This is a genomic window from bacterium (genome assembly GCA_020444325.1).
Lineage (GTDB): Bacteria > Bacteroidota > Ignavibacteria > SZUA-365 > SZUA-365 > BM516.
This window is the reverse complement of the sequence record JAHLLD010000002.1, coordinates 108381-134212: the sequence shown is the minus strand read 5'-3', so window position 1 is coordinate 134212 and position 25832 is coordinate 108381. Positions and strand designations below refer to the sequence as shown.

Genomic DNA, 25832 nt, shown 5'->3' with positions numbered 1-25832 from the left:
GAATCCGCCGGGGCGTTTCTCCGCAAGATGGAGAAACGTCCCCGGCTTCCGCTACAGAATTTTCGGAACGCACAGACGATTTTCTTATATTGGGGAGATTATCGTTTTCCACACCCATACATACACAGGTCAATGAAGAAGTCTGCTGTCCTCGTCCTTCAAGACGGAACGGTCTATCACGGTACAGCCTTCGGTCATGTGGGAGAAACACAGGGAGAAGTGTGTTTCAACACCGGCATGACAGGGTACCAGGAAATACTCACGGATCCCTCCTACTGCGGTCAGATTGTGACCATGACATATCCCCATATCGGGAATTACGGCGTGAATGAGGATGACGTCGAAAGCGGGCGCATCCAGGTTGCCGGCTTTGTCGTTCGCGACGGCTGCGACATACCCTCGAATCACCGCGCTACGTCCTCGCTGCCCGAATATCTCGACCGCCAGGGCATCGTCGGCATCCAGGGCATCGATACGCGTGCACTCACGCGCAAACTGCGCAGCGACGGTGCCATGAACGGGGTCATTTCGTCGTCGGGCATCGCAGTTGAGGAACTGCTGAAACGTGTGCAGGAACTGCCATCGATGGCCGGACAGGATCTCGCACGCATCGTCAGCTGCGGGGAAGCCTGGCACTGGCCGTCGTCCGACCCGAAGCGATACCGGGTCGTCGCGATGGATTTCGGGATAAAACACAACATACTGCGCCTGCTTGAGTCGCATGGCTGCGACGTGACCGTCGTACCGGCACAGAGCAGCAGCGAGGAAATACTCGCCATGAATCCGGATGGGATTTTCCTCAGCAACGGTCCCGGTGATCCGGATGCCGTGGCATACGGCATCGAAACCGTTCGGCAGCTGCTCGGGAAGAAACCGATGTTCGGCATCTGCCTCGGACATCAGCTGCTTGCGCTCGCGCTCGGGGGAAGCACGTACAAAATGAAATTCGGGCATCGGGGTGTAAATCATCCCGTGAAGAATCTCAAAAGCGGAAAAGTCGAGATCACCAGTCAGAATCACGGTTTCGCCGTGGATCCAGACTCACTGCCGACTGGCGTCGAAATCACACACTGGAATCTCAATGACAACACACTCGAAGGATTCCGTGCATCAGAGCACAACGCCTTCTCAGTGCAGTACCACCCCGAGGCCTCACCCGGTCCGCACGACTCCCGTTACCTCTTCGAACAATTCAATTCCCTGATGGATACCCATGCCAAAGCGTAGTGATATCAAGTCCATTCTCATCATAGGCGCGGGACCTATCGTCATAGGACAGGCCTGCGAATTCGATTATTCCGGCACGCAGGCGCTGCGGGCGCTGCGGGCCGAAGGTTATCGCGTCATTCTCGTCAACTCCAATCCCGCGACCATCATGACGGACAGACAACTGGCAGATGCGACATATCTCGAACCGGTGACGCCTGAAATCGTCGCGACAATCATAGAAAAAGAGCGCCCTGATGCGCTGCTGCCGACAGTCGGGGGACAGACGGCGCTCGACACCGCTGTTGCCCTGCACGATATGGGTGTGCTTGAGAAATTCAACGTGGAACTGATCGGAGCCGATGTCGAGGCCATACGGAAGGCGGAAGACCGCAGCAAATTCAAGGCAGAGATGGATGCCGTCGGCATTGACACCGCACGCGGCGATTTTGCGCGCAGCATGGAGCAGGCACTCGAACTGGTCGAAAACGTCGGTTTCCCCACCATCATTCGTCCCTCTTTCACTCTGGGCGGTACCGGCGGAGCTACTGCATATAATATTGACGAGTTTCGTGAACTGGCGCAGAAAGGACTCGACGCCAGTCCCATTCATGAAGTCCTCATCGAAGAATCCCTGCTTGGCTGGAAAGAATTTGAAATGGAGGTTGTACGCGATAAGGCCGACAACGCCATCATCGTCTGCTCCATCGAGAATCTCGATCCCATGGGCGTCCACACCGGCGATTCCATTACAGTGGCGCCCGCGCAGACACTCACCGACCGTGAGTATCAGCAGATGCGCAACTGGTCGCTCATCTGCCTGCGCACGATCGGGGTCGATACCGGTGGTTCCAACGTGCAGTTCGCCGTCAACCCTGAGACCGGACGCATGGTGATCATCGAGATGAACCCCCGCGTCAGCCGCAGCTCTGCCCTCGCATCGAAGGCCACCGGCTTCCCGATCGCGAAGGTCGCCGCGCGTCTTGCTGTGGGGTATACGCTCGATGAGCTGCCGAACGACATCACCGGGAACACCGTTGCAGCCTTCGAACCCAGTATCGATTATGTGGTCACGAAAATTCCCCGCTTCGACTTTGAAAAATTCCCGTCCGCAGAAGGCACGCTGGGCGTGCAGATGCAAAGTGTCGGCGAAGTCATGGCAATTGGACGAAATTTCGCAGAGAGCCTGCAGAAAGCTTTCCGTTCGCTGGAAGTCGGGTTGCACGGGCTCGAACCGAAACCCGGTGACGGGCGTCCCCTGGACATGCGCAAAATGCGTTTCGCCACAGCATTCCGCCTGTTGAAAGTGTGGAAGTCGTTCGAGTCTGGTGCCGACATCGAAGAACTGCATGAAATTACGCGCATCGACCGCTGGTTCCTGCGGCATATCCAGGCACTGGCGCTGAGTCCGGCCGACACCCCCGATGCCGATACGGTGCGACGGCTCAAACGTGACGGTTTCTCCGACATGCAGCTTGCGATGCGCTTCGGGAAAACGGAAGCGGAGATTCGCAATCTGCGCGATGAACTCGGCATCCATCCCGTGTTCAAGGAAGTCGACACCTGTGCCGCCGAATTTGAAGCGCAGACGGCGTACTGCTACGGCAGCTACGACAGTGAAAATGAAATAGAGCCGCTCGAAGGTAAAACGATAATGATACTCGGGGGCGGACCGAATCGCATTGGTCAGGGAATCGAGTTCGATTACTGCTGCGTGCAGGCGGTGTTCGGTCTGCGCGACCTCGGGTACCGCACCATCATGGTAAACTGCAATCCTGAAACCGTATCAACGGACTTCGACATTTCCGACCGGCTTTACTTCGAACCGCTGACATTTGAACACGTCATGAACATCGTGGATTTCGAGAAACCGGACGGCGTGCTCGTGCAGTTCGGCGGTCAGACACCGCTCAATATCGCCGGGAGATTGAAGGAAGCCGGGGTTCCCATTATGGGCACTTCGCCGGAAGCGATCGACCTCTCGGAAAACCGTGAGAAATTCGGCCACATTCTCGATGAACTTGAAATCCCCCGCCCTGACTACGGCACAGCCTTCTCCGAGAGTGAAGCCGTGGTCATTGCGGAACGCATTGGCTATCCGGTACTCGTGCGTCCCTCCTACGTGCTCGGAGGACGTGGGATGGAGATCGTCTACAACGCGGATGCGCTGGTCACCTACGTGCGTCAGGCTGCGGTGATTTCCGCTGATCAACCTATCCTCATCGATGCATTCCTGGAGGATGCGTTCGAGTTCGACGTCGACGCGCTCTGTGACGGCGAGGACGTCTACATCGGTGGCATCATGCAGCATATCGAAGAAGCCGGTATCCATTCAGGCGACAGCGCCTGCGCGATCCCACCCTACCATCTTCTTCCCGAAGCCCGTGAAGCAATCGAATCATATACCAGGCAGCTTGCCACATCACTCGGGACAGTGGGACTCATCAACATCCAGTTCGCCATGCGCGGAAACACCGTCTACGTCATCGAGGTCAACCCCAGGGCCAGCCGCACCGTCCCGTTTGTCTCGAAAGTAATCGACGCCCCACTTGCGCGTTATGCCGCCCAGCTCGCCTCAGGGAAACGGCTCTCAGAGCTGGATCTCAAAACCGCGGATGATCACGGGCTTATTGCCGTGAAAAAGCCGGTGTTCCCGTTCAACAAATTTCCCCGGCAAAGCGTCTTCCTGTCTCCCGAGATGAAATCCACCGGAGAGGTCATCGGGCTCGACACTGGCTGGGGTGCAGCCTTCGCCAAGGCGGAGATCGGCGCGGGCAACAAACTCCCTCTGGAAGGGAACGTCTTCATTTCCGTCAACGACAGGGACAAGGAAGAAATACTTTCCATCGCGCGCGATTTCGTCGAGCTCCCCTTCAAGCTCTTCGCCACGCGCGGGACGGCATCCGTGCTGCGCGCGAACGGCATTCCGGTCCAGGCACTGAACAAAGTCGTCGAAGGTCGACCCCATGTTGTCGACGTGCTGAAAAACGGGAATATCCACCTCGTGATCAATACACCACTCGGTGAAACCGCGAGAGAGGATGAATACGAGATCGGTCGTGCAGCCATCCGGCACAAAGTCCCTGTCGTCACCACCCTCTCAGGTGCCCGCGCCGCCATCCGCGGCATCCGGCGCTTGCTGACAGGCCGCCTCGACGTCCGCAGCCTCCAGGAAATCTTCGGAGACTGATTCTCTTCCCCTCCCCTCCATCCCGAATATCAGGGATTGCTTCCGGGAAGAAACACCGCCCCCGGGACACATGAAAGGAAGCAATCCCTGCTCCTTCCGAGTTTGCATTCTGCAATTTGTCATCTGCCATCTGTTTTCATGGATTGCTTCCGGGAAGAAACACCGCCCCCGGGACACATGAAAGGAAGCAATCCCTGCTCCTTCCGAGTTTGCATTATGCTCTGATGCGCGACTGTAAAAAAAAGATTCAGGTATCGCGATTTTTTTGTCGAATTTACTTGCTTCTGTCAACGATCCCCTATAAATTTGGTCTGAGCTATTACGATATAAAACTCTGTTTATTCTTTTCATACATATTGCTTCACCCCATTCCATCTAACTATTAATAGTTGCACCTATGAAACGTTTGTCATTCCTCATGGTCCTGTTAATCCCGGCAGTGCTCATGTTCACTGCCTGTGATGAGGACGACGACACGACTGGCGATCCTACGCAGCCCACAGCTGATGTGTCCACCTGCGTCGGATGCCACAGTGATCTTGAAACGCTGGAAGCAATCGCGGAACCGAACGAGGACACCGGTCCTGGCGAGGGCGGTTGCGGCGGCGAACTTCCCGAAATGGAACCACACCTGAAAGTGTACGTGGGCGGAACGAACGGCGCAAAGTTCAAAGAGTCGGCCCACGGAAAACTGGCCTGTGAAAGCTGTCATGGCGGCGTCTCCCCTGCGCGGGACAAGCATGAAGCACACACCGGCGATTTCGTATCGAGTCCGTCAAAGGATGCCGACAAGTACTGCGGCGGCTGCCATCCTTCCATTGCCGGAAAGGACAAGAACAGTCTGCACACGCAGGGATTCGGCCAGAAGCACATGGTCGCCACGCGTGGCGGCTTCCCGAGCTACGACAATTACCCTGAATCCCTGAAGAAGGGATACGACAAGAACTGCGGCAAGTGCCACGCATCCTGCGGCGAATGTCACGTCATGCGTCCCCGTCAGGCCGGCGGTGGTTTCCTTGCCTCTCACAACTTCCAGAAATCCCCCGACATGCGTCTGAACTGCACCGCCTGTCACTCAGCCCGCGTCGCACACGCCTACTTCGGCGAAGCAGCAGGTTCGCGTCCCGATGTGCATTACATGAAGCTTCCGGGTGGACAGTGCACGAACTGCCACAGTTCGCATGAAATGCACGGAACCGGCGAAAAGTACACGCAGCGCTACTCCGTTGCGAATCAGCCAAAATGTGAAGACTGTCATGGCGACAAGCAGGATGCCAACAGCTACCATCAGATGCACTGGGATACAATCAGCTGTCAGAGCTGTCACTCCCAGGATTATCAGAATTGCGGCAGCTGCCATGTCGACACCGGCGTGCGCAACGGACCGTATATGGGCTTCAAGATGGGACTCAATCCCCTGCCCGGCGTCAAGCGCTTCAAGTACGTGGTGCTGCGCAACGCACCGGCCGCTCCCGATACCTGGAGCAACTACGGTGTCCCGAGCATGAGCAACTTCACCGCGGAACCCACCTTCAGGCATGCAACGCCGCATAACATCAAACGCTGGACGGCGAGAACGGAAATCGAAGCCGGTCAGAGCTGTTCTGCAGCATGTCACATCAAGGACGGTGTGAATAAGCAGTGGTTCCTGTTCTCCGATGACCTTATGGAGCAATGGGAAAAAGACGCGAATGCCGGAGTCGTTGTCGACAACGCCATTCCCTCGAGTTGGAAATAATCATTCACCACCACCATCAATCCCTGCACCTACCCACAAGGAGCACCTATGAGCAACTACACAAAACTCCTCAAACAGTATGCGGTTCTTCTCCTCATCCTCCCCTTGCTGGTCTTTACCCAGGCCTGCTCTGATGATGATGATGATCCGGTAACGCCGACGACCTCCGAGTCCGCCCTTCTTATCCAGGAACTCGAAGGCGCAAACGGCGACTATCTGAATACGAATTGCCCCGCGATCGTGACGGCCGAAGCCGTGTACGAGAACGTCAGTGGCGCGAAGACCTGGTACGTCATCGACATCCGTTCGGCTGATGCATATGCAAGTGGCCACGTCCCGGGTGCCGTTAACGTTGCACGTGCCGACATCCTCACGCACGCACAGGCCAACAATCTCATGTCGAAAGAACGCATCGTCGTGATCTGCTACTCCGGCCAGTCGGCAGCATGGTCCACCGCCCTTCTTCGCCTGAGCGGCTACAACAACGCCTACTCCATGAAGTTCGGTATGTCCAGCTGGAACGAAGACTTTGACAGCATCAGCTCGAAAGTCGGCAGCGACTATGTGAATCAATTCGTGAAGGATGCCGCTCCGGCCAAGCCGGCACTCGGTGACCTCCCCACGATCAACACCGGTATGGCAACGGGTGCCGAGATTCTCGCAGCCCGTGTCGCAACCATTCATGGTGACGATTATGGTGCAGCCGCCGTCAGCGCCGCCGAAATTTTCTCGAACCCCGATCAGTATTTCGTCGTCAATTACTGGGGCGAAGCTGACTATACCGGTATCGGTCACATCCCGGGTGCCTACCAGTACACCCCGAAGGCAGACCTGAAGCTTGAGACCTTCCTCAAGAGCCTGCCGACTGACAAGACCATTGCCGTGTATTGCTACACCGGACAGACCAGCGCCAACGTCGCTGTTATCCTCCGCGTACTCGGTTACGATGCCAAGAGTGTTTCCTATGGTACGCAGGGCATGATCTGGCAGACCATGAAGGCCGCCGGTAAGACTGCATACGATGTCACTACCGACTGCAAGGGCTTTGACTACGAGAAGTAATACCCTCGAAGCCATTTGGCTCCAAAAAAAGGCCTCGTCCATCCGGACGAGGCCTTTTCTTTTCGTTTCATGTTGCGGCGCCAGAAAGTGCGGCGCACCATGGATCACATTGCAATTATGCTTTACATCGCCGACATGAGCGAGACGCCGAGAATGGAAAATATGATTGTACCGAGGATTCCGAAGATAATAATATAGACAACGACGAGAACGACGACGGTGACAATCATGTACACCACCACCTTCTCCTGCGGCGTTTTCATCATATGCGGAAAACCCAGGTACATCAGGTAGATGCCATAGAGACCGAACAGAGTCCCGAGCCAGCCTATCATGGGAATGATACTCAGGATTCCACCCACCCACGCAGGTGTATACGAGTACGCCACCAGCTGCATGGCTTTTCCCATGTCTTTCTCAGAATCAAAACCTGACGCAAGCAGGTTGACAACAAACGCAGTGAGGAGAACGATAATAATGGTGGAGACCAGACTGATCAATGCATATCCTACTCCCCACATAATCCCTGAGCCAAATCCAGAGCCGATAAAGCCATACCCGATAAACGATGCAATGGCGGGAACGAGGGCCATCGGGATGACATACCCGGTGAGAATGCTTCCCATGTCTGCCGGCTCATTGGCGATGACCTCCCACTCGGTCTTCGGGGACGTGATAATGTTTTTCGCTCGGTCAACAAGACTCATACAACCTCCGTACATATGAATGGTAACAGAAACTCCTGGCCAAAATCCCCGAAACGCCCTGACGGGGAAAGGGAATATCCCTCAAGAATGTTTGAATACAGGAATTTCGCTGGATTTGGCTACAAAGTCAAATCCAGTCCACAGGCATCTGCCTGAAGATTCGGAGTCGCAACGCCGTTACGGACTGCGATGGGAGTATCCAACGGGCGGGGGTAAAAATCAGAATAGATCGATATGGGTGTTGAATTCGCCCTGAATGAGGATGGAGGTAAGGGTATCGAGGCGAAGCAGCATGCGGTCGAGCCTGCCGACTAGCGCAGTATCATGAATAGCAGTATGCAGCAGTCCACGGGAGTCACGAATTTCAGTGACCAGCCCACGCACATCGGTAATGAGTGTATCAGCTCCGTCGAGAACGCGGCCCGTTTTCTCAAGACTGCCTGCTATGGCGGGATGCAGTTCCGTCAGCATCGTGTCCACCTTGCCGGTGAGCCTGGTCATGTTGACCGTGAGATCGTCGATATTTCTGCTGTTGCGTGTCAAGTACCCGCGTAATTCCGATGTCAGCGTGTGCAGGTTCGTCACCGTCTCCTTGAGAGACCGGGTAAATGCACTGTCATTGACAATGGCGTTGACCCCACGAAGCAGAGAATCCGCCTGCGTGGCGATGGTGCGGACATTCCCTTCCATATCCCCGACGATGCCGAGCGCACCTGCGATATCCGGATCCACCTCACCATGGAGGACATCATCCGGACCGAGTGGCGCACCATCCGCTCCCTGGAGGATTTCAATTTTCTTGCCTCCCATCAGCTCGAGCATCTGAATCACCGGAAGCGCGTTCTCGCGTACGACCACTTCACTGTGCATTGAAGCGACGACGTCGACGCCGGCATCAGACAGTTCCACCGACACAACCTTCCCGGAACGCACACCGTTTACGGAAACCTGATCGCCCAGCGCGAGACCAGCGGACACGGGAAAGCGCATGTGCACAGGGTACTCCGCACGCCCGACACTCCAGTCCTTGAAGATGAAAAATCCGAGGAACAGAATGATAATGCCGACGAGGACTGTCAATCCTACTTTGATTTCGTTGCGCTGCTGTTCTTTCACACAGGGATCCGGTCAGTGAGCTAAAGAAAACGGGCAGAATATGCCCGCGAGAAAATACGCAATCCACCGTCGCGGGGCAATGACTACTCCGGCTTTCCGCCGAAGAGGGCGTCCAGGGGATTCCCTTTCGGTCGGTTGGCGACTACATACTTGTCGTACATTTCCTGCAGTTTCTGCTTCGAGAGCCGGTCAAGATCTTCGTCGTCCTTGTCCCTCTTTCTGTACATATCGAAGCGTTCCTGCTCCTCACGGTTCATGCGCTGTTCGTAGTCCCTCAGCTCCCGTATAAGTTTATGCTGTTCGACACTGGTCATGCCATTCCTCCAGATCAGAGACGTTCATTGTTGAGCATGGGATCGAAGGCGTCGCGCAATCCATCACCCATAAGGTTGAAACAGACGACGACGACAACGATGGCAAAACCGGGCAGTGTGGACACCCACCATGCATTGGAAAGATAATCTTTCCCTTCGAAAATAATATTCCCCCAGCTCGCGGTCGGTGGCTGCACGCCGATATTCAGAAAACTGAGAGCAGCTTCGACGAGAATGATGCCACCAATCCGTAGTGTCGCATTCACAATGATGGGGGTGAGAATATTCGGCAGGATATGACGCGTGAGGATACGTGCATGTCCGAGTCCCAGCGTTCTGGCGGCAATGACAAATTCCCGTTCCTTCACCGATAACACTTCACCGCGAACGAGGCGAGAAATCCCCATCCACGAGGTGAGACCCAGTACCAGCACAATGAGTACCACACGTGGGACAGCGATGCTCTCGAATGCGGAGATGATGATCAGAATCAGAAAGAGCGCCGGAAAGGCAAGAAGGATATCGACGATACGCATGAGAATGCTGTCGGCGTATCGTCCGAAGTATCCAGCCATCAGTCCCACGAATGTGCCGAGGGATACCGAAAGCAGAACGGCGATAAATCCGAGACTGAGTGAAACCCGTGAGCCATAGAGAATGCGGCTCAGAATATCACGTCCATACCCGTCCGTCCCAAGCAGATAGGTGCGTGTACCGGAAAACTCATCTGGATCCGTACTGACCATCTGCGAGACAGGCATCGTGCGCAGGCTGTCTTTCACCGTCGCCATGACCTGGGCGCCTTCGACGCGAAAGGCATCCACCGCCCACTGGGCACTGAAGTTTTCTTCCATCAGCTCCTTGTTCACCAATACCAGGTCTCGCACGACGGAAGGATAGTCGGTATCGAGCTGAAGGGATTCTATGCCGATCGAGCGGATACGCGGTTCCTTCAGTTGCAGAACTGTTACGCTGCTCAGCGGCGGCTTGAATTTCGTGACAAGCCCGTCCTCGAAGACATTCGGATTGAAAGGCGCGAGGAAGGGACAGAGAAATGCCATGGTGTAGAGAAGAATGATGACGACCATTGCGGAAGCTGCGACTCTGTTCTTCTTGAACTCTCTCCAGGCCAGTGTCCATTGACTGAGTTCGTGTTCGTCGCCGTCAAGCACGAGCTGACGGAGCCGCCGCCGGTTGAGATGCCAGAGCACGATGGGCATGACGATGATAAACAACGCCGCCACCCAGTGTTCCATCACGTCGCCACGGAGAAAGAGACTGGTATGATCAAAATCCACCAGCGCGAGGAACACGCTCAATGCCATCGATTCAAACGAGCGCGCAAACTCACCGAAGCTGAGCAGCAGCAGGAATGGGAAAAGCAGGAAATACAGGAGCAGCAGGATGCCGAACGTCCGTCGACCGAGTACGATGAAGCCCACGCCCGGAATATTCCTCTGCGCCCATGAGTGGAAACCACGGAGCTGTTGTGCCGTGATCTCAGTCATAGCGAATCCTCGGGTCGACCATGGCATACAGGATGTCAGCCATGAGATTGCCCACGATAACCATGACCCCGGACACCAGCGTACACGCGATGATCAGTGGATAGTCACGAGCAAAGATGGCGTCAACGGTCAGCTTCCCCATCCCCGGCCAGGCGAATACGGTTTCAACAATGACCGCACCTCCGAGCAGGAACGGCAGCGAGAGTCCGAGCAGCGTAATGATGGGGATAAGCGCATTGCGCATGGCATGCTTGCCGATGACAAGAAGCTCGCTGAGTCCCTTCGCTCTCGCCGTGCGGATATAGTCCTGATTAATAACCTCGAGCAGACTCCCCCGCATATAGCGGCCTGTAGCCGCAGCGGAAGCGACACCGAGCACAAATACCGGAAGTATCATATGCTGGATGAGATCCCACAGGTAGTCGAGTGGGGGCAGGAAACGCGCCATGGCCGAGTGCATCCCCGAGGCCGGGAGCAGATCCAGATGCAGGGACACACCGAGGATGAGCATCAGTCCCAGCCAGAACTCCGGCATACTGTAAACGAACAGCGATGTAACATTGACGATGTGGTCGGTGGCACTGCCCCGCCGGAGAGCCGTGATGACCCCGAGGATAATCCCTATCACAAAATTGAACATCAGCGCAAACGCGGTGAGCAGCAAGGTGTTCGGAATGGTTGCCGCGAGGATATCCGTCACCATCGCATGCTTGCTGAAGCTCATCCCCAGCTCCCCGGTCACCATCCCCTTGAGCCACTTCACGTACTGCACCGGGAGCGGATCATTGAGTCCGAGCGCGTTCCGCAGGTTCTCAGCGAACATGGGATCCACATCTCCCTGGATATACAGGGAAACCGGATCACCCGGTGCGAGACGGATGATAAAAAATGTGAATGTCAGCAGCCCGAAAAGCAACGGGACTGCTGACATTACACGGCGAATGATATATCTGAGCACTGAGCGAGTTCCTCCCGGACTTCGGGTGAAACAACTATCAGTATGTCATGTACGAGTTGGGATCGCCAATCGTCCAGTTCCACATACCGTCCGTGACACCGAGCACGTTGATGTTCGTATTCTTCAATCTGCGGTTTATTCCGACAATATCCTTGATCCAGTAAAGGAAGGTACAGGGCTGCTCCTGATGCAGGATAGACTGGATTTCCTTCCAGAACGGGCCGGCATCACGCTGTGTCGGGACATGCAGGCCGAGCTTGAGCAATTCACCGATGCGCCTGTTGGAGAATGCCACGGTGTTGAACGGATTGCTGATATCGCCCCAGCGACCTGCGGGGTCGATGGCGAGCCCGACCGAGAAGCCGGCGATAAACGCGTCATACTGTTTGTCTTCAATATTCTGGAACAGCACCACGGGTTCGACCGACTGCAGGTTCACCTTGATTCCGATGCTCTTGAGTTCCTTCTGTACAACGGTGGCAACATATTCGCGGCGCTTGTTGCCGATATTGTAGTGCAGGGTGAACTCGAAGTCTTTGCCACCTTTGTCGAGGATGCCGTCACCGTTGCTGTCGCTCCAACCCGCGGAACGCAGCAGCTGACGTGATTTCTCCGGATCGTACGGATAAGGAATCAGGTCATGCTTGATCGCCCAGCGGAAAATCGGCGAGAAATCCGTCACTGCCAGCTCTCCGAAGGTCCCGAGCTCATGTTCCATGATTTCCTTGCGATTCACCGCATAGGTCAGCGCCTGGCGCACGCGGCGGTCGCCGAACAGCGGGTGCGGCTTGACGGTGCCGGTTTTGTGATATTCATCGACATCGATATTCATCCAGCCGATATATTCATAATTCCGCGGCGGAAGCGTTTCCAGCCTGATATCGGGATTGTTCTCCTGGATATCTTCGACATCATCAGGATAGACAGGACGCATGACGTCGACGGTACCTTTTTTCAGCTCCGTGAGCCTCGTCGTCGGCTCAGAGATCACACGAAATACGACGTTTTCAAGTTTCGCGGGATAGGGCAGCGTGCATTTCCCGTTGCGCGTGAGAATGATCTGCTGCTGGCGCACCCATTCCTCGAGCTTGAAGGGGCCTGCACCGACGGGACGCTCGTTCGCCGGATTGGAACGCAGCGTGCGGCGGTCCGCATTGCGGTAGATGTGCTCAGGCACCGGTGAAAGATTGATATGGAACAGCTGCAGCGGATACTGCTTTGCAAAATGGAAAATCATCGTGCTGTCGTCGACGATTTCCACACTTTTGTCGACATCAAACTTATTGTCCGTGAAAATCATGCTTTCGAGATAGCTCCGGCGGGGACTCGCGACAATGGGGTCCCCATAGAGCGAAAAGCTGAACTTGATGTCTTTGGGAGTCACAAGCATCCCGTCTTCCCAGCGCACGTCGGTGCGAAGATGCGCAACGATGTCCTTTCCTCCGTTGGCGGATTCCCAACGTTCGACAAGCCCCTTACCATAGGTTAATTCACCTTCGCGTTCGTCGAATTGCACGTCAAACATCATCGGGTAAATGTTGCCCTGGAGATCGCTGGCTGTCGCAGAATTTGAGACGACCGGGTTGAAGTTGTCTGCATCACCGGACAGCGCAACGACGGCAGTTTCGCTCATCGGGTCCTTTTCTCCGGATTTACTTCCGCATGAGACAAACAGGCCGACGCATAGTACGGCTACTATCAAATTCCGTGGAGACATACAACCTCCGATTGTTCTGAAATGGGAGAAAAACAGGGACGAGGAAGTCTCTATGTGAAGCGAGATGCTATATAAAGAAAAAAGTGAAAAGAACCGTAAAAATCAAATAATATCACTCGAAATCGTGCTCGAACCAGTCGATTGCGCGATCATCTGACGGTTTTCTGGCACGGGTTTCAAGACGTGTCTGCAACCGCTTCGAAAACTCGATGGCCGGGTCGTATCCGTAATGCTTGAGGAGATAGTTCAGAGCGATAACTTCGGTAATGACGGTGACGTTTTTGCCAGGGAAAATGGGAAGGCGAACATGCGGAATATTGGTGCCGAGCACCGTGGCTTCGCTGCTGTCGAGCCCGGTCCGCTCATACTCCGCTTTCTCATCCCATTCCTCGAGATGCACGATGATTTCGAGGCGTTTTTGAAAGCGAATGGCGCGGATACCGAACATCGAACGGATATCGATGAGCCCCAGACCGCGGATTTCCATGAAATGCTTCACCAGATCCGTCCCCGAACCCATCAGCAGCCCCTCGGCTTTCTGCGTAACGACGACGACATCGTCAGCAACCAGCCTGTGCCCCCTTTCCACGAGGTCGAGCGCAATCTCGCTTTTCCCGATTCCCGAACGGCCGATGAAGAGCACGCCCACGCCGTACACATCAACAAAGGCCCCGTGAATGACTGTCTGCGGCGCAAACTGATCATCGAGGAAGTCGCTCATGTAATAGTAGGCCTTTGTCGTCTCGAACGCGGTGTAAAACACCGGCACGCCATGACGCGTGGCGACCTCCAGCAGCGCGGGATTGAATTCATTGCCGTTGGTGACGACGATACAGGGGATGTCGAAATCGAACAGCCGTTCAAAGGCCGCGAGGCCCTGTTCCGGATCGAGCGAATTGAGGTATTTGATCTCCGTGTTCCCGAAGATCTGTACGCGATGGAAGGTAAAAAGCTCCACGTAACCGGCCAGTGCAAGCCCGGGCCGATGGAGGTTCTTCTCGGTGATTTTGCGCTCGCTTTCTTCGAGTCCGTTCGCAGAGAGCAGTTGTATACGGTCCTTGTTCTTTTCGTAGAACAGACCGACACTCAGATCCTTTTTTTCCAGGATCTTGAGGTTTTTCAGGGGGTCACTGGCAGCAGCCATGGCACATACAAAAAAAAGTGGGCGGTAAACCGCCCACAAGATACTAATCGCGTCCAGAACGCACAATCAAAGTCTGCGTCTCTTCCCCTTGTATTTCAAAAGCTGACGCTCAAGCTTGTCAACGGCATTGTCGATGGATTTATAGAAATTCTCGGATTTCTCTATGGCAACCAGTTGAGTTCCATACACCGCGAGGTTAATCTCCGCGATTTTCAGCGAATCTTTCGGTTTTTCGAAGCGGAGGACAATATTTCCCTGGACGATTCCGTCATAGTACTTCTTGAGCGTAGACACCTGCTGCAGAGCATAATGCTTCAGTCCCTCGTGGGCTTTGAAATGGCGTGCGGTGAATTGGACGTTCATGATACGCTCCTTTTCGTTGGATGATTCATGCGCGGGGATGCGCTTTCGCATACTCGCGCTTCAGGTGATCAGTGGTCACATGTGCATAGATCTGCGTGGTTGAAAGGCTCTCATGCCCGAGCAATTCCCGCACCGCCTGAAGATCCGCTCCCCTGTTGAGGAGGTGCGTGGCAAAACTGTGACGCAATACATGTGGCGAACAGTGTTCCTGTTCACTGACGACCCGAAGATGTTCGTGAACTATAGAATAGACACTTCGATTGGTAAGTCGTTTACCTCTTCTGTTGAGAAACATGGCTTCAGTATCCTCGACCTTCCTGTCCCCTCTCGCTGCTGCCTGGTCAAGCATTCGCATGGCATGCTGCAATGCCTGCAGCGCGGGCGTTCCGAGTGGCAGTATTCGCTCCTTTCTTCGCTTGCCGAGAACGCGGATGGTGCCGGCCTCCGTGTGGAGATCCCTCCTGTTGAGCGCAACGAGTTCACTGAGCCGCATGCCGGTACTGTAAAACAGTTCGAGTATGGCCGCGTCTCGCGCGCCCTCGACTGTAGTGGTATCCGGCAATCGCAGAAGGGCGTCAATGGACTCCTCATCGACAAAGGTCGGCAATGTTCGTTCAATCTTTATGGAATGCAGATTCACCGTGGGATTTGCGGAGGCGTACCCGCGTTGTTCGGCGAACCGGAAAAACGTTCGTAATGCGGTGACCTTCCGGCTGATACTGCGCCGGGACAGGCCACGATCCGCCAGCACACCGAGCCAGCTGCGAATGGTCAGGCGATCCACCGCATCGCAGTCGACTTCATCACTCTCCGCCAGTTCGCACAACCAGATGTGGAACTGCGCAAGATCACGCATGTAGGCTGTGACCGTATGGTCGGAAGCGTGACGCTCCACGACCAGGTAGTCGCGAAAGCGCTGAATGGTTTTCTTCATAAAGATCCGTGTTACGCCGCGATCTGTGAAGGATCGAACGGATCAAGCTCCTTTGTGAACTCTTCCTTGCATTCGGGACACTTCAGGAACTCACCTTTTTTCTGGGTGTACTTATGCAAAAGATATGAATTTTTGCACGAAGGGCAAGCCTTCGGTACCGGTCGGTCCCATGACGTGAAATCACAGTCAGGGTAGCGGGTGCAGCCATAAAAAGTGCGCTTGGTTTTGGTCATGCGCGACACGACCTCGCCTTCCTGACACTTGGGACATTTGAAACCGAGAGTGATCGGGCGTGTATACCGGCAGTCGGGGTAATTCCGGCAGCCGATGAATTTTCCGTAGCGGCTCTGCTTGAGTACCAGCTCACCGCCGCAGTCGGGACAGGGCTCGTCTATTTTCATTTTTTCCGCCTCGCCGGGAAGTGGCTTGGCGTTCTTGCATTCCGGATAGCCGCTGCAGGCCATGAATTTGCCGTTGCGACCCCAGCGAATGATCATCGGACTCCCGCACTTCTCACATTTCTCATCGGTCTCCTCCTGCAGACGCGCTTCCTCAGGGGATACGCTGTCGAGAAGCTTGGTGAAGGGACCATAGAAATCTTCCATCACCTTGAGATAGGAGGATTCCCCGGAAGCAATGGTGTCGAGTTCCTCCTCCATCTTCGAGGTGAAATCGACATTGAAAAGCGAGTCAAAATACGTCGTGAGCATCTTGCTGACATCCATCCCGAGTGTGGTGGCATGGAAGCGCCGATTCTGCTGTTCGACATATCCACGATCCTGAATGGTGCTGACAATCAGTGCGTATGTCGATGGACGACCAACTCCGTTGGCCTCGAGTTCACGTACCAGGCTGCTTTCCGAGTACCGGGGCGGCGGTTTTGTGAAGTGCTGATGCGGATCCACCTGTTCGGCGACGACCGTATCATTGACCTCGAGTCCCTCGGGGATGATCGATTCTTCCTCATTCACATCCTGTCCGTTCTCGCCCGCGAAATCATCGTAGACCTGCAGGAAACCGCGGAAGGTGTACGTCGATCCGACGCCTTTGAAGCGGTAGGGACCACCGTCGACGAGAATCGTGCGCTGCAGCATCTTGGCCTGTGCCATCTGACTGGCGACGAAACGTTTCCAGATGAGCTCGTAAAGCGCATACTGATCGGTGTTCAAATAGCGCTTCACCATCTGCGGAGTGAATTCCATGGACGTGGGACGAATAGCCTCATGCGCATCCTGGGCACTTTTCTTCACCTTGAAGGTGCGCGGACTGCCGGGGAGGTAATCTTTGCCGTACTGTCCCTGGATGAAATCACGCACCCCATCGAGCGCTTCATTGCTTGTACGGGTTGAATCCGTACGCATATACGTGATCAGACCAACGGCGCCCTCCTCACCGAGCTCAACACCTTCGTAGAGCTGCTGTGCAATGCGCATCGTCCGTTTCGCGCTGAAACGCAGACGGTTCGACGCTTCCTGCTGCAGCGAAGATGTGATGAACGGGGGCGAAGGCGAGCGTGAAATCTCCTTCGACTGCATGTCGGAGATGCTCCAGCTCTGGGCCTTCAGCTTTTCGAGCAATTCTTTGGCGGCATCCTCGTTCGGGATGACCGGGTCCTTCCCGTTGTCCTTGACAAGCTTGGCGTGGAAACTGCCGTCTTCCGGTTTGCGGAATTCGCCGGTGATGGTCCAGTATTCCTCCACCTTGAAATCCGCGATTTCCTTTTCCCGCTCACAGACGAGGCGCAGAGCGACAGACTGCACACGCCCCGCCGACAGTCCTTTATAGATGGTTTTCCATAGGAAGGGACTGACCTTGTATCCCACGATGCGATCCATTACCCGGCGGGCCTGCTGCGATTGCACGAGGCGCTCGTCGATGTGACGGGGTTGCTCCATAGCAGCCTCAATCCCACTCTTGGTGATCTCGTTGAAGAGCACACGGTAGACGGACTTGCCTTCAGTCTGCTTGGCAAGTTCCCGGGCGATATGCCAGGCGATCGCTTCTCCTTCGCGATCGGGGTCAGTTGCGATATAGACGCTGTCGGCCTTCGCGGCGCGTTTCTGGAGATCCTTGATCACCTGCGCCTTACCGCGGATGGTGACATAACGAGGTTCAAACCCGTTGTCCACATCCACACCGAGATCCTTGGAGGGGAGGTTCTTGATATGCCCCACCGAGGCTTCGACGGCAAATTTTTTCCCCAGGTATTTATTGATGGTTTTGGCCTTGGAAGGCGACTCGACGATGATCAGAGATTTCGACATGATTCCTGGTAATTGGAGTTGAACGCTGTGAACTTATCCCAGAGCGCAAACGAGAAGGGCGAATTCCTCTTGGAATCACCGGTTTCAGCGAGACGCGAACGGGACACCTAGTGAATAGTGTCCTTACTATTCAACATGAGACGGCTGCCGATGCGATTCGAGTCATCATAATCAAAAATGATTGATGCGATGACCGACTTCATCTCGTCGATGCCAACGGACCCGAAACCAGCCATCATGATGCGATCGATGGCGAGTTCGATATCCATATCATCCAGCAGGCGCAATTCGCGCAGCTGAAGGAGATACCCGTGTGCCTCCGGCGTGATGACAGAGCGCTCGGATTCGTGCAATACCCTGTGTGAATGCGGCAGCCTTCTGCTCCCCTCTGTCAGGATATTGTCACCGAGATGAATTTTATCAAATAGCCAGCTGAATGCTGTGCTTATTTCATTCTGCGTATAGCCTTTATCGGACAACACACGGAGATCGATCTCTCCAAGCCGCTTGTCCGTCTGCATTTCGTGTATCAGATACACGATTATTTCAACGATTCTTTCCTGCATTCCAAAACTGTATGTAATGACGAGTCAATGCTCGGTGAAAAAGTAGTCCTTCAGAGTCCGAATGTCAAGTCAACCCTGCGGGCGGTCAGAATTCATGAATTGCGCGAGAAGAAAGTCCTCCCGGCGCTTCATGCGCTTCCTCGCGGCTTCGCTTGTATCGTCATATCCCGTCAGATGAAGGATGCCATGGATGGCGAGACGCGCACATTCTTCGCGCAGGCTGACCGCGTATTCCCTGGCCTGCCGCCGGGCCGTATCCGAACTGATCACCAGTTCGGCCTCGAGGGGACGCTCTTCAAGGGGAAAGGTGATGATATCCGTCGGATAATCGTGACCAAGATACTGCCGGTTGATTTCATGGATTTCGCTGTCGCTGACCACGGCGCAGGAAATCTGTGCACGCGATACTCTCGCTGCACGGAGGGCGTGCGCAATGGCGTCCTGAAACAGCTGCGCCCCGATGGATCCAAGCGGGGCGCGAAATGTGACTGCGATGTCAGGCATCTGGTGGTTGTGCCTCCTGTCCATCATCATCCCCAACCTGGCCTTCATCACTTTCCTCCAGCATGAGTTCGGTCAGCGAGAGGGCGATGCCGGAAAGCATCACTTCGGGACCGAGTTTCGTGAAATCGCCGGACACCATCGTGCGATCGACGTTCGAATACAGCGAACAGCCCCCTTCCTTCTCGACGATGAGTCCTGAAATCTTTCCGCCTGCTTCGGCGAAGAAAGTAACCTCGCCCATCAATGCGCTCATCACCATACCGCTGCAATGCTGCAGCTGCAGGTTGCTGTTCGGTGTAAAGACGCTGACGAGGGCTCCTTCGGTATCGCCCATGGCGATACGAGGATAAATCTCGAGGGAAACACGGCGTTCGGGTTCGGCTCCCTTGATCTCATACCGGTAGTGGTTGCCGTAATGCTTTGCCTCCACTCCCAGAATGCGGGCGATCTCGGTGATTTTCGCATCCGTAAATTCGAAGCTCATCTGTTTGCTCCAGCAGCTGATGGTATCGTCATGACATGCTCCCGAACGATGTGTACAGAAGATTTGACGATTTGTTTCAAAATAGGGAAGGTTGCGCGGCATTGTCAAGAAAGCCGTATCCGGTCTGACAGAAGTCCGGCATTCTTCCTATATTTGAAATCGCATCCGCGATGAACCCGTAGAATGGTATGAACACAATGCTTGAAGGTATGAGTACAGAGAATATTCGCGTTCGTTTTGCCCCGAGTCCCACCGGTTTTCTTCATGTTGGCGGACTCCGAACCGCACTCTACAATGTCCTCTTTGCACGTAAACACGGTGGTACGGCGGTGCTGCGTATTGAAGATACCGACCGTTCCCGCTACGTCGAAGGCGCAGTGGAAAATCTTATCGATACGCTCGCATGGGCGGGACTCTCGTTTGACGAAGGTCCAGTCCGGGGCGGCAAACATGGTCCCTACGTGCAGTCCGAGCGCACGGAGCTCTACCGCAGGCATGCGCAGCAGTTGCTCGACGAAGGAAAAGCCTATCGCTGCTTCTGCACGCCGGAGGAACTGACAGCTTCGCGTGAACGCCAGGTGATGGAAAAGAAAGATCCCACGTACGACCGGCGCTGCCGCATGCTCAGCGAAAACGATTTGCAGCAGAAGCTCGATGCCGGACTCCCTTACACCATCCGAATGAAAATCCCGCTGGCCGGCCAGCTGCAGTTCCGTGATCTGATTCGAGAGGATATCACGGTACACTACGATGTCATCGACGATCAGGTGCTGCTGAAATCGGACGGTTTTCCAACCTATCACCTCGCGAACGTCATCGACGACCACGACATGCAAATTTCACATGTCATTCGCGGCGAGGAATGGCTGCCGAGCACTGCAAAACACCTGCTGCTGTATGAGTTTTTCGGTTGGACGCCGCCACAGTTCGCGCACCTGCCGCTGCTGCTCAATCAAGACCGTTCAAAACTCAGCAAACGCCAGGGCGATGTCGCGGTTGAGGATTATCGCGGCAAGGGTTTTCTCCCGGAAGCCCTCATCAACTTCGTCGCTCTCCTTGGCTGGAATCCGGGTGACGACCGTGAGCTCTTCACGCTTGATCAGCTGCAGCAGGAATTCAGCCTCGAACGTGTCGGCAAGGCGGGCGCGGTGTTCGATATGGACAAGCTGCGCTGGTTCAACGGACAGTATCTCCGCTCCCTTCCGGTGGAGCGTCTTGCCGAAATCTGCGCCCCGTATATGGAAGCCGAAGGCTTCGACACTTCGGACAGCGAGCGCACGCGCAGCGTCGTCGCCGCCCTCGTGAACTATCTCACCTTGCCTGAGGACATCACCGAGCACCTGTCTCTCTTTCTCCGCGATGGAGTGGGCCAACTCGGAGAAGATGCCCATGCGATGCTCATGAGCGAGGAGGCACAGCGGGTATTCACGCGATTCACCGAGGTGGCTCCAGAACTCAAGGATTGGAAGGCCGACACCATCAAGGCCATGATCAAGAGTATTCAGAAGGATACCGGCGTCAAGGGTAAGCAGCTGTTCATGCCGCTGCGCCTGGCTCTCACCGGAGAGGAACATGGTCCGGATCTCGGCATGATCGCCGAACTGCTTGGCCGCGAAACTGCCATCTCTCGCATCGCAGCACAGCGACACTGATCGGATGCAGCCGGAAGTCTCTATCATCATCATCCATTTCGGCAGCCTGCAGCTGACCCATGCGCTGGTCAGCCAGCTGCTGGCGCTGCCCGCAGTGCCCTCGCGGGAAATCATTGTTGTTGACAATGCCTCCGGCGACCCGTTCCCGGGGAGCGTCTATCCCACCGTCCGCGTTGTCCGGCTCGAAGAAAACCGCGGTTACGGTTATGCCTGCAACAGGGGAGCTGCGGCCGCCAGTGGCGCCTTCCTCCTCATCTGCAACAACGACCTGGAATTTCGCGGCAATCCCCTGCCGGCTCTGACCGAACGCTGTGCCACCGAAAAGGGTATCGGCGCGGTGGGGCCCGCACTCCGCTTCCCCGACGACCGTTTTCAGCTTTCCTGGGGACGCTTCCCTACGCTGCTGAGCGAATTCTTTGAAAGCCGACGCCAGCAGGAAAGCCGCGAAGGCGGCGGCAGCGGCCTGCGCAAACGTGAACAGGAGTCTGCCACCGTGCAGGAAGTGGACTGGGTGACCGGAGCCTGCGTCCTTGTCCCGCGCCAGGCCTGGGATTCAATCAGCGGTTTCGACGAACGGTATTTCTTTTATTTCGAGGATGTCGATCTGTGCATGCGGCTTCGTCGCCGCGGGTGGAAGGTGCTGTACGACCCGACAGTGACCATTACGCATCATGGCGGCGGATCCAATCCACTCGCCAATCCTTCGATTGTCCTCTCCTACCGGCGCGAGCAGCTGCGCTTTTACGCGCGCTACAATTCTTCGTTTTCCTTCTTCCTGCTTCGTCGCTACCTTCTCCTCAAGTTCCGGCGCCTGGTCGCCTCAGGCGAGGTGAGCACTGAGTTTGGCACCGAAATGGAGAATCTCATCAACGGCTTTTCAAGAAATGAAGAGCGCCGGATGTTTCATGCACGCGAAAAGAGAACATCATGAACATTGGCATCTACGGCGGCACGTTCAATCCCCCGCATATCGGACATCTCATCCTCGCCCAGAGCGCCATCGATGCGCTGCAACTCGACCATGTGCTTCTGGTACCGGCGTTCCGCTCCCCTTTCAAACTCCAGTCAGAAAGTCTCTCCGCGGAAGTCCGCGCGGAAATGGTCGAACTTGCGGTTTCCGGCAACGACCGTATCCGTGGCGAATACTATGAAGTACTCAAGGGAGATGTGTCGTACACGGTCGATACGCTGCGGCATATTCACGACGAGCATCCTGACGATGAACTTTTCCTGCTGATGGGTGAGGACACGTTTGCGGAGTTCCATCTCTGGAAGGATCCGGAGGATATCCTGTCGCTCGCCACTCCTGCAGTTGCGGGAAGACCGGGCTACGATGCCGCCGCCGCGGGACACGCATACGAAAAAGCGGCACGGAGATTTTCCATGCCGCTCATCGATGTTTCTTCAACGGACATTCGGCGCAGGCTGCGGGAAGGACTCTCGATTCAGTACCTTGTGCCGTGGACCGTGCAGGTTTTCATCATGTCGCAGGGACTCTACCGCGGCGAGAACTGATTGCAGCTCAGAGGGGCCTTCCCGGAGACATGCAGCCTTATTTCAGCCATCCCTGTTCGCGGTACCATTCGACCGTGCCGCGAATTCCTTCTTCGAGACTCACCTGCTGCCTGTATCCCAGTTCGTTCTTTGCCTTTGAGATGTCACAGGTCCAGTACCTCTGTGTGATATCCCGCGCCTTCTCGAGGTTCAGCGTTGCAGGCTTGCGCTGCATCGCCGCCACCACCTGCGCGATTGCCGCCACGGTATACACTATTGCATGCGGCAGACGCACCGTGACCGCCCAGGTGTCCATGACCTCCTTCGTCACTCCGCCCACCTGCGGCCAGGAAACGAATTCCTCACTCGCAATGAAGTAGGTTTCCCCCACACTGTTGTCAGCTTCGGCAGCCAGAACCATACCCTGCACGAGATCGAACGCATGCAGCAGGCTCAGGCGCTTATCGTCAAAACCGATCATGGAATCGAGATGTTTCGCGATGGTCTGGAAATAAATGAAGATTTCGGTATCACGCGGACCGTACATGGCCGGGGGACGCACGATGGTCCACGGCAGGCGCGCGCTGCGCGCACGGACCGCCTGCTCCGCGGCAATCTTGCTTTCCCCATACGTGGTGATGGGTCGCGGCTCGTCCTCTTCCCGTACAGGACGATCCAGGCTTGGTGAAGGACCCGCGGCAGTCTGACTGCTCACGTAGAGAAAACGCTTCAGCTTCGGTGCAAATTGCTCCGCCGCCGTCAGCATGTTCTCCGTGGCTTTTTCATTGCCGTCGAAGTATCCCGCACGGTCCCGTGCCTTGACCACCCCAGCGATATGATAGATGTAATCCGCGTCACGAATGAAATTTTCGAGGGAGGAAGCATCGCGGATGTCCCCTTCGATCAATTCAACAGCTTTCCCTTCGAGCCAGCGCAGGTTACTGCTTTTGCGCACTAGCGCCCGCACCTGATGTCCCTCTTCGAGCATGCGATCCACCAGGTGGGATCCGATGAATCCTGTTGCTCCCGTAATTGCTATGTTCATTCCTGTTTCTCCTCGAGGCGCCATGCGCCATGTCCCGCGCAGGGAACGTTATTTCTGCTTGTTGATCTTCGCCCAGGTGTCACGCAAGGTCACCGTTCGATTGAATACAGGGGCGCCGGGTGCCGAATGCTTCGAATCGACGGTAAAATATCCCTTGCGCTCGAACTGGAAATGCGTGCCGGGAACAGCCTCCCGCAGCGACGGTTCGACCTTTGCCTGCACCAGCGAAAGCGATGCGGGATTGATGTTGTCGAGCCAGGTACGGCCCTCCTCCACTGCATCGGGATCTTCCTTGTCGAAAAGCTGCTCGTAGAGACGAACTTCGGCATCGAGCGCATGCTGCGCGCTCACCCAGTGAAGGGTGCCCTTGACGCGGCGGTTGGCGTCGGGCATGCCGCTGCGTGTCTGCGGGTCATAGGTGCAGTGCAGCTCCGTGATATTGCCATCGGCATCCTTGATCACCTCTTCACACTTGATGATATAGCCGTAGCGCAGACGCACTTCGCGACCGGGTGCGAGGCGGAAAAACTTCCGCGGGGGATCTTCCATGAAGTCATCGCGCTCGATATAGAGCTCGCGTGAAAACGGGACTTTGCGCTTGCCGGCGGACTCATCCTCAGGATTGTTGACGGCATCCATTTCCTCGACCTGGTCTTCCGGATAATTCGTGAGCACGACTTTAAGCGGATCGAGTACTCCCATCACACGCAGCGCGTGAGCGTTGAGATCTTCGCGCACGCAATGCTCGAGCAGGGCGACTTCGACCGTGGAATTCTTCTTTGCCACACCGACACGCTCCGCGAAATCTCGAATGGACGCAGGTGTGAAACCACGACGACGAAGCCCGGAAATCGTCGGCATCCGTGGATCGTCCCAGCCATCAACCAGTCCGTCTTTCACGAGCTGAAGCAGTTTGCGCTTGCTCATGACCGTATACGTGATATTCAACCGAGCGAACTCTATCTGCTGGGGATGGTGGATGCCGAGCTGATCGACATACCAGTCGTAGAGGGGACGATGGTCCTCGAATTCGAGCGTGCAGATGGAATGCGTAATCCCCTCGATGCTGTCCGACTGCCCGTGCGCCCAGTCGTACATCGGATAAATACACCAGGCGTCACCGGTGCGATGATGTGTCGCATGCAGGATGCGGTACATGACCGGGTCGCGCATATTCAGGTTCGGCGAAGCCATGTCGATTTTTGCGCGCAGCGTATGTGAACCGTCAGCAAATTCGCCCTTGCGCATGCGCTCGAACAAGTCCAGGTTTTCGTCGACACTGCGATTCCGGAAAGGACTCTCCTTCCCGGCTTCAGTGAGCGTGCCGCGGTACTCCCGTATCTGCTCCCCACTCAGTTCGCAAACATACGCCTTGCCGGCTTTGATCAGTGTGAGCGCGTATTCATACAGCGTCTCGAAATAATCGGATGCAAAGTACTCGCGGTCGCCCCAGTCAAAACCGAGCCAGCGGATATCCTCCTTGATGGAGTCCACGTACTCCACATCCTCTTTCGTGGGGTTCGTGTCGTCGAAACGAAGGTTGCAGAGTCCGCCGTACTCCGTGGCAATGCCGAAATTCAGGCAGATGGACTTTGCATGGCCAATATGCAGATAGCCGTTCGGTTCGGGCGGAAATCGCGTGTGAACGCGCTGCTCAAATCGTCCCGTCCGATTGTGTTCGTTGATGATCTGCTTGACGAAATTGGTCTGCGAAGGGGTCTCGTTGCTGGTCATGGAGGTGACACGCTGGTTGAACAGGGGCTGAAGCGTCGAAACGCCGAAACAGCAATGTAATACCTTTATGCAGAAACTGCATATTCCGCTGCCTGGCATTATGCAGAAACTGCATAATCCAACGTTGCCTTT

At 55.5% G+C, this 25832-nt stretch carries 22 protein-coding genes; 7 read left to right on the top strand and 15 right to left on the bottom strand.

Annotation, left to right across the window (positions count from 1 at the left end):
• Positions 1–132: 132 nt before the first annotated feature.
• From carA to KQI65_03355, 4 genes are all read left to right on the top strand, one after another.
• Positions 133–1227 (top strand): glutamine-hydrolyzing carbamoyl-phosphate synthase small subunit, encoded by a 1095-nt coding sequence (carA, locus tag KQI65_03370; GenBank protein MCB2203762.1) that lies wholly within the window; start codon positions 133–135, stop codon positions 1225–1227.
• Positions 1214–4396 (top strand): carbamoyl-phosphate synthase large subunit, encoded by a 3183-nt coding sequence (gene carB / locus KQI65_03365; GenBank protein ID MCB2203761.1) that lies wholly within the window; start codon positions 1214–1216, stop codon positions 4394–4396. The genes carA and carB overlap by 14 nt, the downstream gene beginning before the upstream one ends.
• 397 nt (positions 4397–4793) lie before the next feature.
• Positions 4794–6134 (top strand): hypothetical protein, encoded by a 1341-nt coding sequence (locus KQI65_03360; GenBank protein MCB2203760.1) that lies wholly within the window; start codon positions 4794–4796, stop codon positions 6132–6134.
• 48 nt (positions 6135–6182) lie between these two features.
• Positions 6183–7196, top strand: a complete 1014-nt coding sequence (locus tag KQI65_03355; GenBank protein ID MCB2203759.1) for a hypothetical protein — start codon at positions 6183–6185, stop codon at positions 7194–7196.
• A gap of 122 nt (positions 7197–7318) precedes the next feature.
• Here KQI65_03355 and KQI65_03350 read toward each other — a convergent pair whose 3' ends face one another.
• The 13 genes from KQI65_03350 to KQI65_03290 all read right to left on the bottom strand — a co-directional run bounded on the left by KQI65_03350 (position 7319) and on the right by KQI65_03290 (position 19775).
• Positions 7319–7903, bottom strand: a complete 585-nt coding sequence (locus tag KQI65_03350) for a YIP1 family protein (protein MCB2203758.1) — start codon at positions 7901–7903, stop codon at positions 7319–7321.
• A 219-nt stretch (positions 7904–8122) separates the two neighbouring features.
• A complete protein-coding gene (locus KQI65_03345; protein MCB2203757.1) occupies positions 8123–9019 on the bottom strand; it encodes an MCE family protein in 897 nt (298 codons plus the stop codon).
• 83 nt (positions 9020–9102) lie between these two features.
• The gene (locus KQI65_03340) at positions 9103–9333 is read right to left on the bottom strand and encodes a hypothetical protein (GenBank protein MCB2203756.1); all 231 of its coding nucleotides are present in this window, start codon (positions 9331–9333) and stop codon (positions 9103–9105) included.
• 14 nt (positions 9334–9347) lie between these two features.
• Positions 9348–10841: an ABC transporter permease gene (locus tag KQI65_03335; protein ID MCB2203755.1), complete on the bottom strand. Its 1494-nt coding sequence runs from the start codon at positions 10839–10841 to the stop codon at positions 9348–9350.
• Entirely contained in the window at positions 10834–11799 is a 966-nt protein-coding gene (locus tag KQI65_03330) for an ABC transporter permease (GenBank protein ID MCB2203754.1), read from the bottom strand. The genes KQI65_03335 and KQI65_03330 overlap by 8 nt, the downstream gene beginning before the upstream one ends.
• Positions 11800–11836: 37 nt before the next feature.
• Positions 11837–13432, bottom strand: coding sequence for an ABC transporter substrate-binding protein (locus KQI65_03325; GenBank protein MCB2203753.1), 1596 nt, complete (start codon positions 13430–13432; stop codon positions 11837–11839).
• 196 nt (positions 13433–13628) lie between these two features.
• A complete protein-coding gene (gene hprK / locus KQI65_03320; GenBank protein ID MCB2203752.1) occupies positions 13629–14660 on the bottom strand; it encodes an HPr(Ser) kinase/phosphatase in 1032 nt (343 codons plus the stop codon).
• Between the two features lie 66 nt (positions 14661–14726).
• The gene (gene raiA, locus KQI65_03315; protein MCB2203751.1) at positions 14727–15023 is read right to left on the bottom strand and encodes a ribosome-associated translation inhibitor RaiA; all 297 of its coding nucleotides are present in this window, start codon (positions 15021–15023) and stop codon (positions 14727–14729) included.
• A 25-nt stretch (positions 15024–15048) separates the two neighbouring features.
• Positions 15049–15957 (bottom strand): tyrosine recombinase, encoded by a 909-nt coding sequence (locus KQI65_03310; GenBank protein MCB2203750.1) that lies wholly within the window; start codon positions 15955–15957, stop codon positions 15049–15051.
• Between the two features lie 11 nt (positions 15958–15968).
• Positions 15969–18221 (bottom strand): type I DNA topoisomerase, encoded by a 2253-nt coding sequence (gene topA, locus KQI65_03305; protein MCB2203749.1) that lies wholly within the window; start codon positions 18219–18221, stop codon positions 15969–15971.
• A 107-nt stretch (positions 18222–18328) separates the two neighbouring features.
• A complete protein-coding gene (locus tag KQI65_03300) occupies positions 18329–18787 on the bottom strand; it encodes a DUF494 family protein (GenBank protein ID MCB2203748.1) in 459 nt (152 codons plus the stop codon).
• Positions 18788–18856: 69 nt separating this feature from the next.
• Positions 18857–19291: an rRNA maturation RNase YbeY gene (gene ybeY / locus KQI65_03295; GenBank protein ID MCB2203747.1), complete on the bottom strand. Its 435-nt coding sequence runs from the start codon at positions 19289–19291 to the stop codon at positions 18857–18859.
• Positions 19284–19775: a hypothetical protein gene (locus KQI65_03290; GenBank protein ID MCB2203746.1), complete on the bottom strand. Its 492-nt coding sequence runs from the start codon at positions 19773–19775 to the stop codon at positions 19284–19286. The genes ybeY and KQI65_03290 overlap by 8 nt, the downstream gene beginning before the upstream one ends.
• 209 nt (positions 19776–19984) lie before the next feature.
• Between KQI65_03290 and gltX the strand changes: the two genes are divergently transcribed.
• Genes gltX through nadD form a run of 3 tightly spaced genes read left to right on the top strand, consistent with a single transcriptional unit; the run spans position 19985 to position 22942 of the window.
• Positions 19985–21427, top strand: a complete 1443-nt coding sequence (gltX, locus tag KQI65_03285; GenBank protein MCB2203745.1) for a glutamate--tRNA ligase — start codon at positions 19985–19987, stop codon at positions 21425–21427.
• Between the two features lie 4 nt (positions 21428–21431).
• The gene (locus KQI65_03280; protein ID MCB2203744.1) at positions 21432–22358 is read left to right on the top strand and encodes a glycosyltransferase family 2 protein; all 927 of its coding nucleotides are present in this window, start codon (positions 21432–21434) and stop codon (positions 22356–22358) included.
• Positions 22355–22942, top strand: a complete 588-nt coding sequence (gene nadD, locus KQI65_03275; GenBank protein MCB2203743.1) for a nicotinate-nucleotide adenylyltransferase — start codon at positions 22355–22357, stop codon at positions 22940–22942. The genes KQI65_03280 and nadD overlap by 4 nt, the downstream gene beginning before the upstream one ends.
• A 37-nt stretch (positions 22943–22979) precedes the next feature.
• Here the strand turns inward: nadD and KQI65_03270 are convergent, their stop codons facing one another.
• Complete coding sequence (locus KQI65_03270) at positions 22980–23966, bottom strand: NAD-dependent epimerase/dehydratase family protein (protein MCB2203742.1); 987 nt, start codon at positions 23964–23966, stop codon at positions 22980–22982.
• A gap of 48 nt (positions 23967–24014) precedes the next feature.
• Complete coding sequence (locus tag KQI65_03265) at positions 24015–25700, bottom strand: glutamine--tRNA ligase/YqeY domain fusion protein (protein ID MCB2203741.1); 1686 nt, start codon at positions 25698–25700, stop codon at positions 24015–24017.
• Between the last annotated feature and the right edge of the window lie 132 nt (positions 25701–25832).

Coding starts and splice junctions, on each gene's coding strand:
- carA (MCB2203762.1), top strand. CDS start 133: ATGAAGAAGTCTGCTGTCCTCGTCCTTCAAGACGGAACGGTCTATCAC.
- carB (MCB2203761.1), top strand. CDS start 1,214: ATGCCAAAGCGTAGTGATATCAAGTCCATTCTCATCATAGGCGCGGGA.
- KQI65_03360 (MCB2203760.1), top strand. CDS start 4,794: ATGAAACGTTTGTCATTCCTCATGGTCCTGTTAATCCCGGCAGTGCTC.
- KQI65_03355 (MCB2203759.1), top strand. CDS start 6,183: ATGAGCAACTACACAAAACTCCTCAAACAGTATGCGGTTCTTCTCCTC.
- KQI65_03350 (MCB2203758.1), bottom strand. CDS start 7,903: ATGAGTCTTGTTGACCGAGCGAAAAACATTATCACGTCCCCGAAGACC.
- KQI65_03340 (MCB2203756.1), bottom strand. CDS start 9,333: ATGACCAGTGTCGAACAGCATAAACTTATACGGGAGCTGAGGGACTAC.
- KQI65_03335 (MCB2203755.1), bottom strand. CDS start 10,841: ATGACTGAGATCACGGCACAACAGCTCCGTGGTTTCCACTCATGGGCG.
- KQI65_03325 (MCB2203753.1), bottom strand. CDS start 13,432: ATGAGCGAAACTGCCGTCGTTGCGCTGTCCGGTGATGCAGACAACTTC.
- hprK (MCB2203752.1), bottom strand. CDS start 14,660: ATGGCTGCTGCCAGTGACCCCCTGAAAAACCTCAAGATCCTGGAAAAA.
- raiA (MCB2203751.1), bottom strand. CDS start 15,023: ATGAACGTCCAATTCACCGCACGCCATTTCAAAGCCCACGAGGGACTG.
- KQI65_03310 (MCB2203750.1), bottom strand. CDS start 15,957: ATGAAGAAAACCATTCAGCGCTTTCGCGACTACCTGGTCGTGGAGCGT.
- topA (MCB2203749.1), bottom strand. CDS start 18,221: ATGTCGAAATCTCTGATCATCGTCGAGTCGCCTTCCAAGGCCAAAACC.
- KQI65_03300 (MCB2203748.1), bottom strand. CDS start 18,787: ATGCAGGAAAGAATCGTTGAAATAATCGTGTATCTGATACACGAAATG.
- ybeY (MCB2203747.1), bottom strand. CDS start 19,291: ATGCCTGACATCGCAGTCACATTTCGCGCCCCGCTTGGATCCATCGGG.
- KQI65_03290 (MCB2203746.1), bottom strand. CDS start 19,775: ATGAGCTTCGAATTTACGGATGCGAAAATCACCGAGATCGCCCGCATT.
- gltX (MCB2203745.1), top strand. CDS start 19,985: ATGAGTACAGAGAATATTCGCGTTCGTTTTGCCCCGAGTCCCACCGGT.
- KQI65_03280 (MCB2203744.1), top strand. CDS start 21,432: ATGCAGCCGGAAGTCTCTATCATCATCATCCATTTCGGCAGCCTGCAG.
- nadD (MCB2203743.1), top strand. CDS start 22,355: ATGAACATTGGCATCTACGGCGGCACGTTCAATCCCCCGCATATCGGA.
- KQI65_03270 (MCB2203742.1), bottom strand. CDS start 23,966: ATGAACATAGCAATTACGGGAGCAACAGGATTCATCGGATCCCACCTG.
- KQI65_03265 (MCB2203741.1), bottom strand. CDS start 25,700: ATGACCAGCAACGAGACCCCTTCGCAGACCAATTTCGTCAAGCAGATC.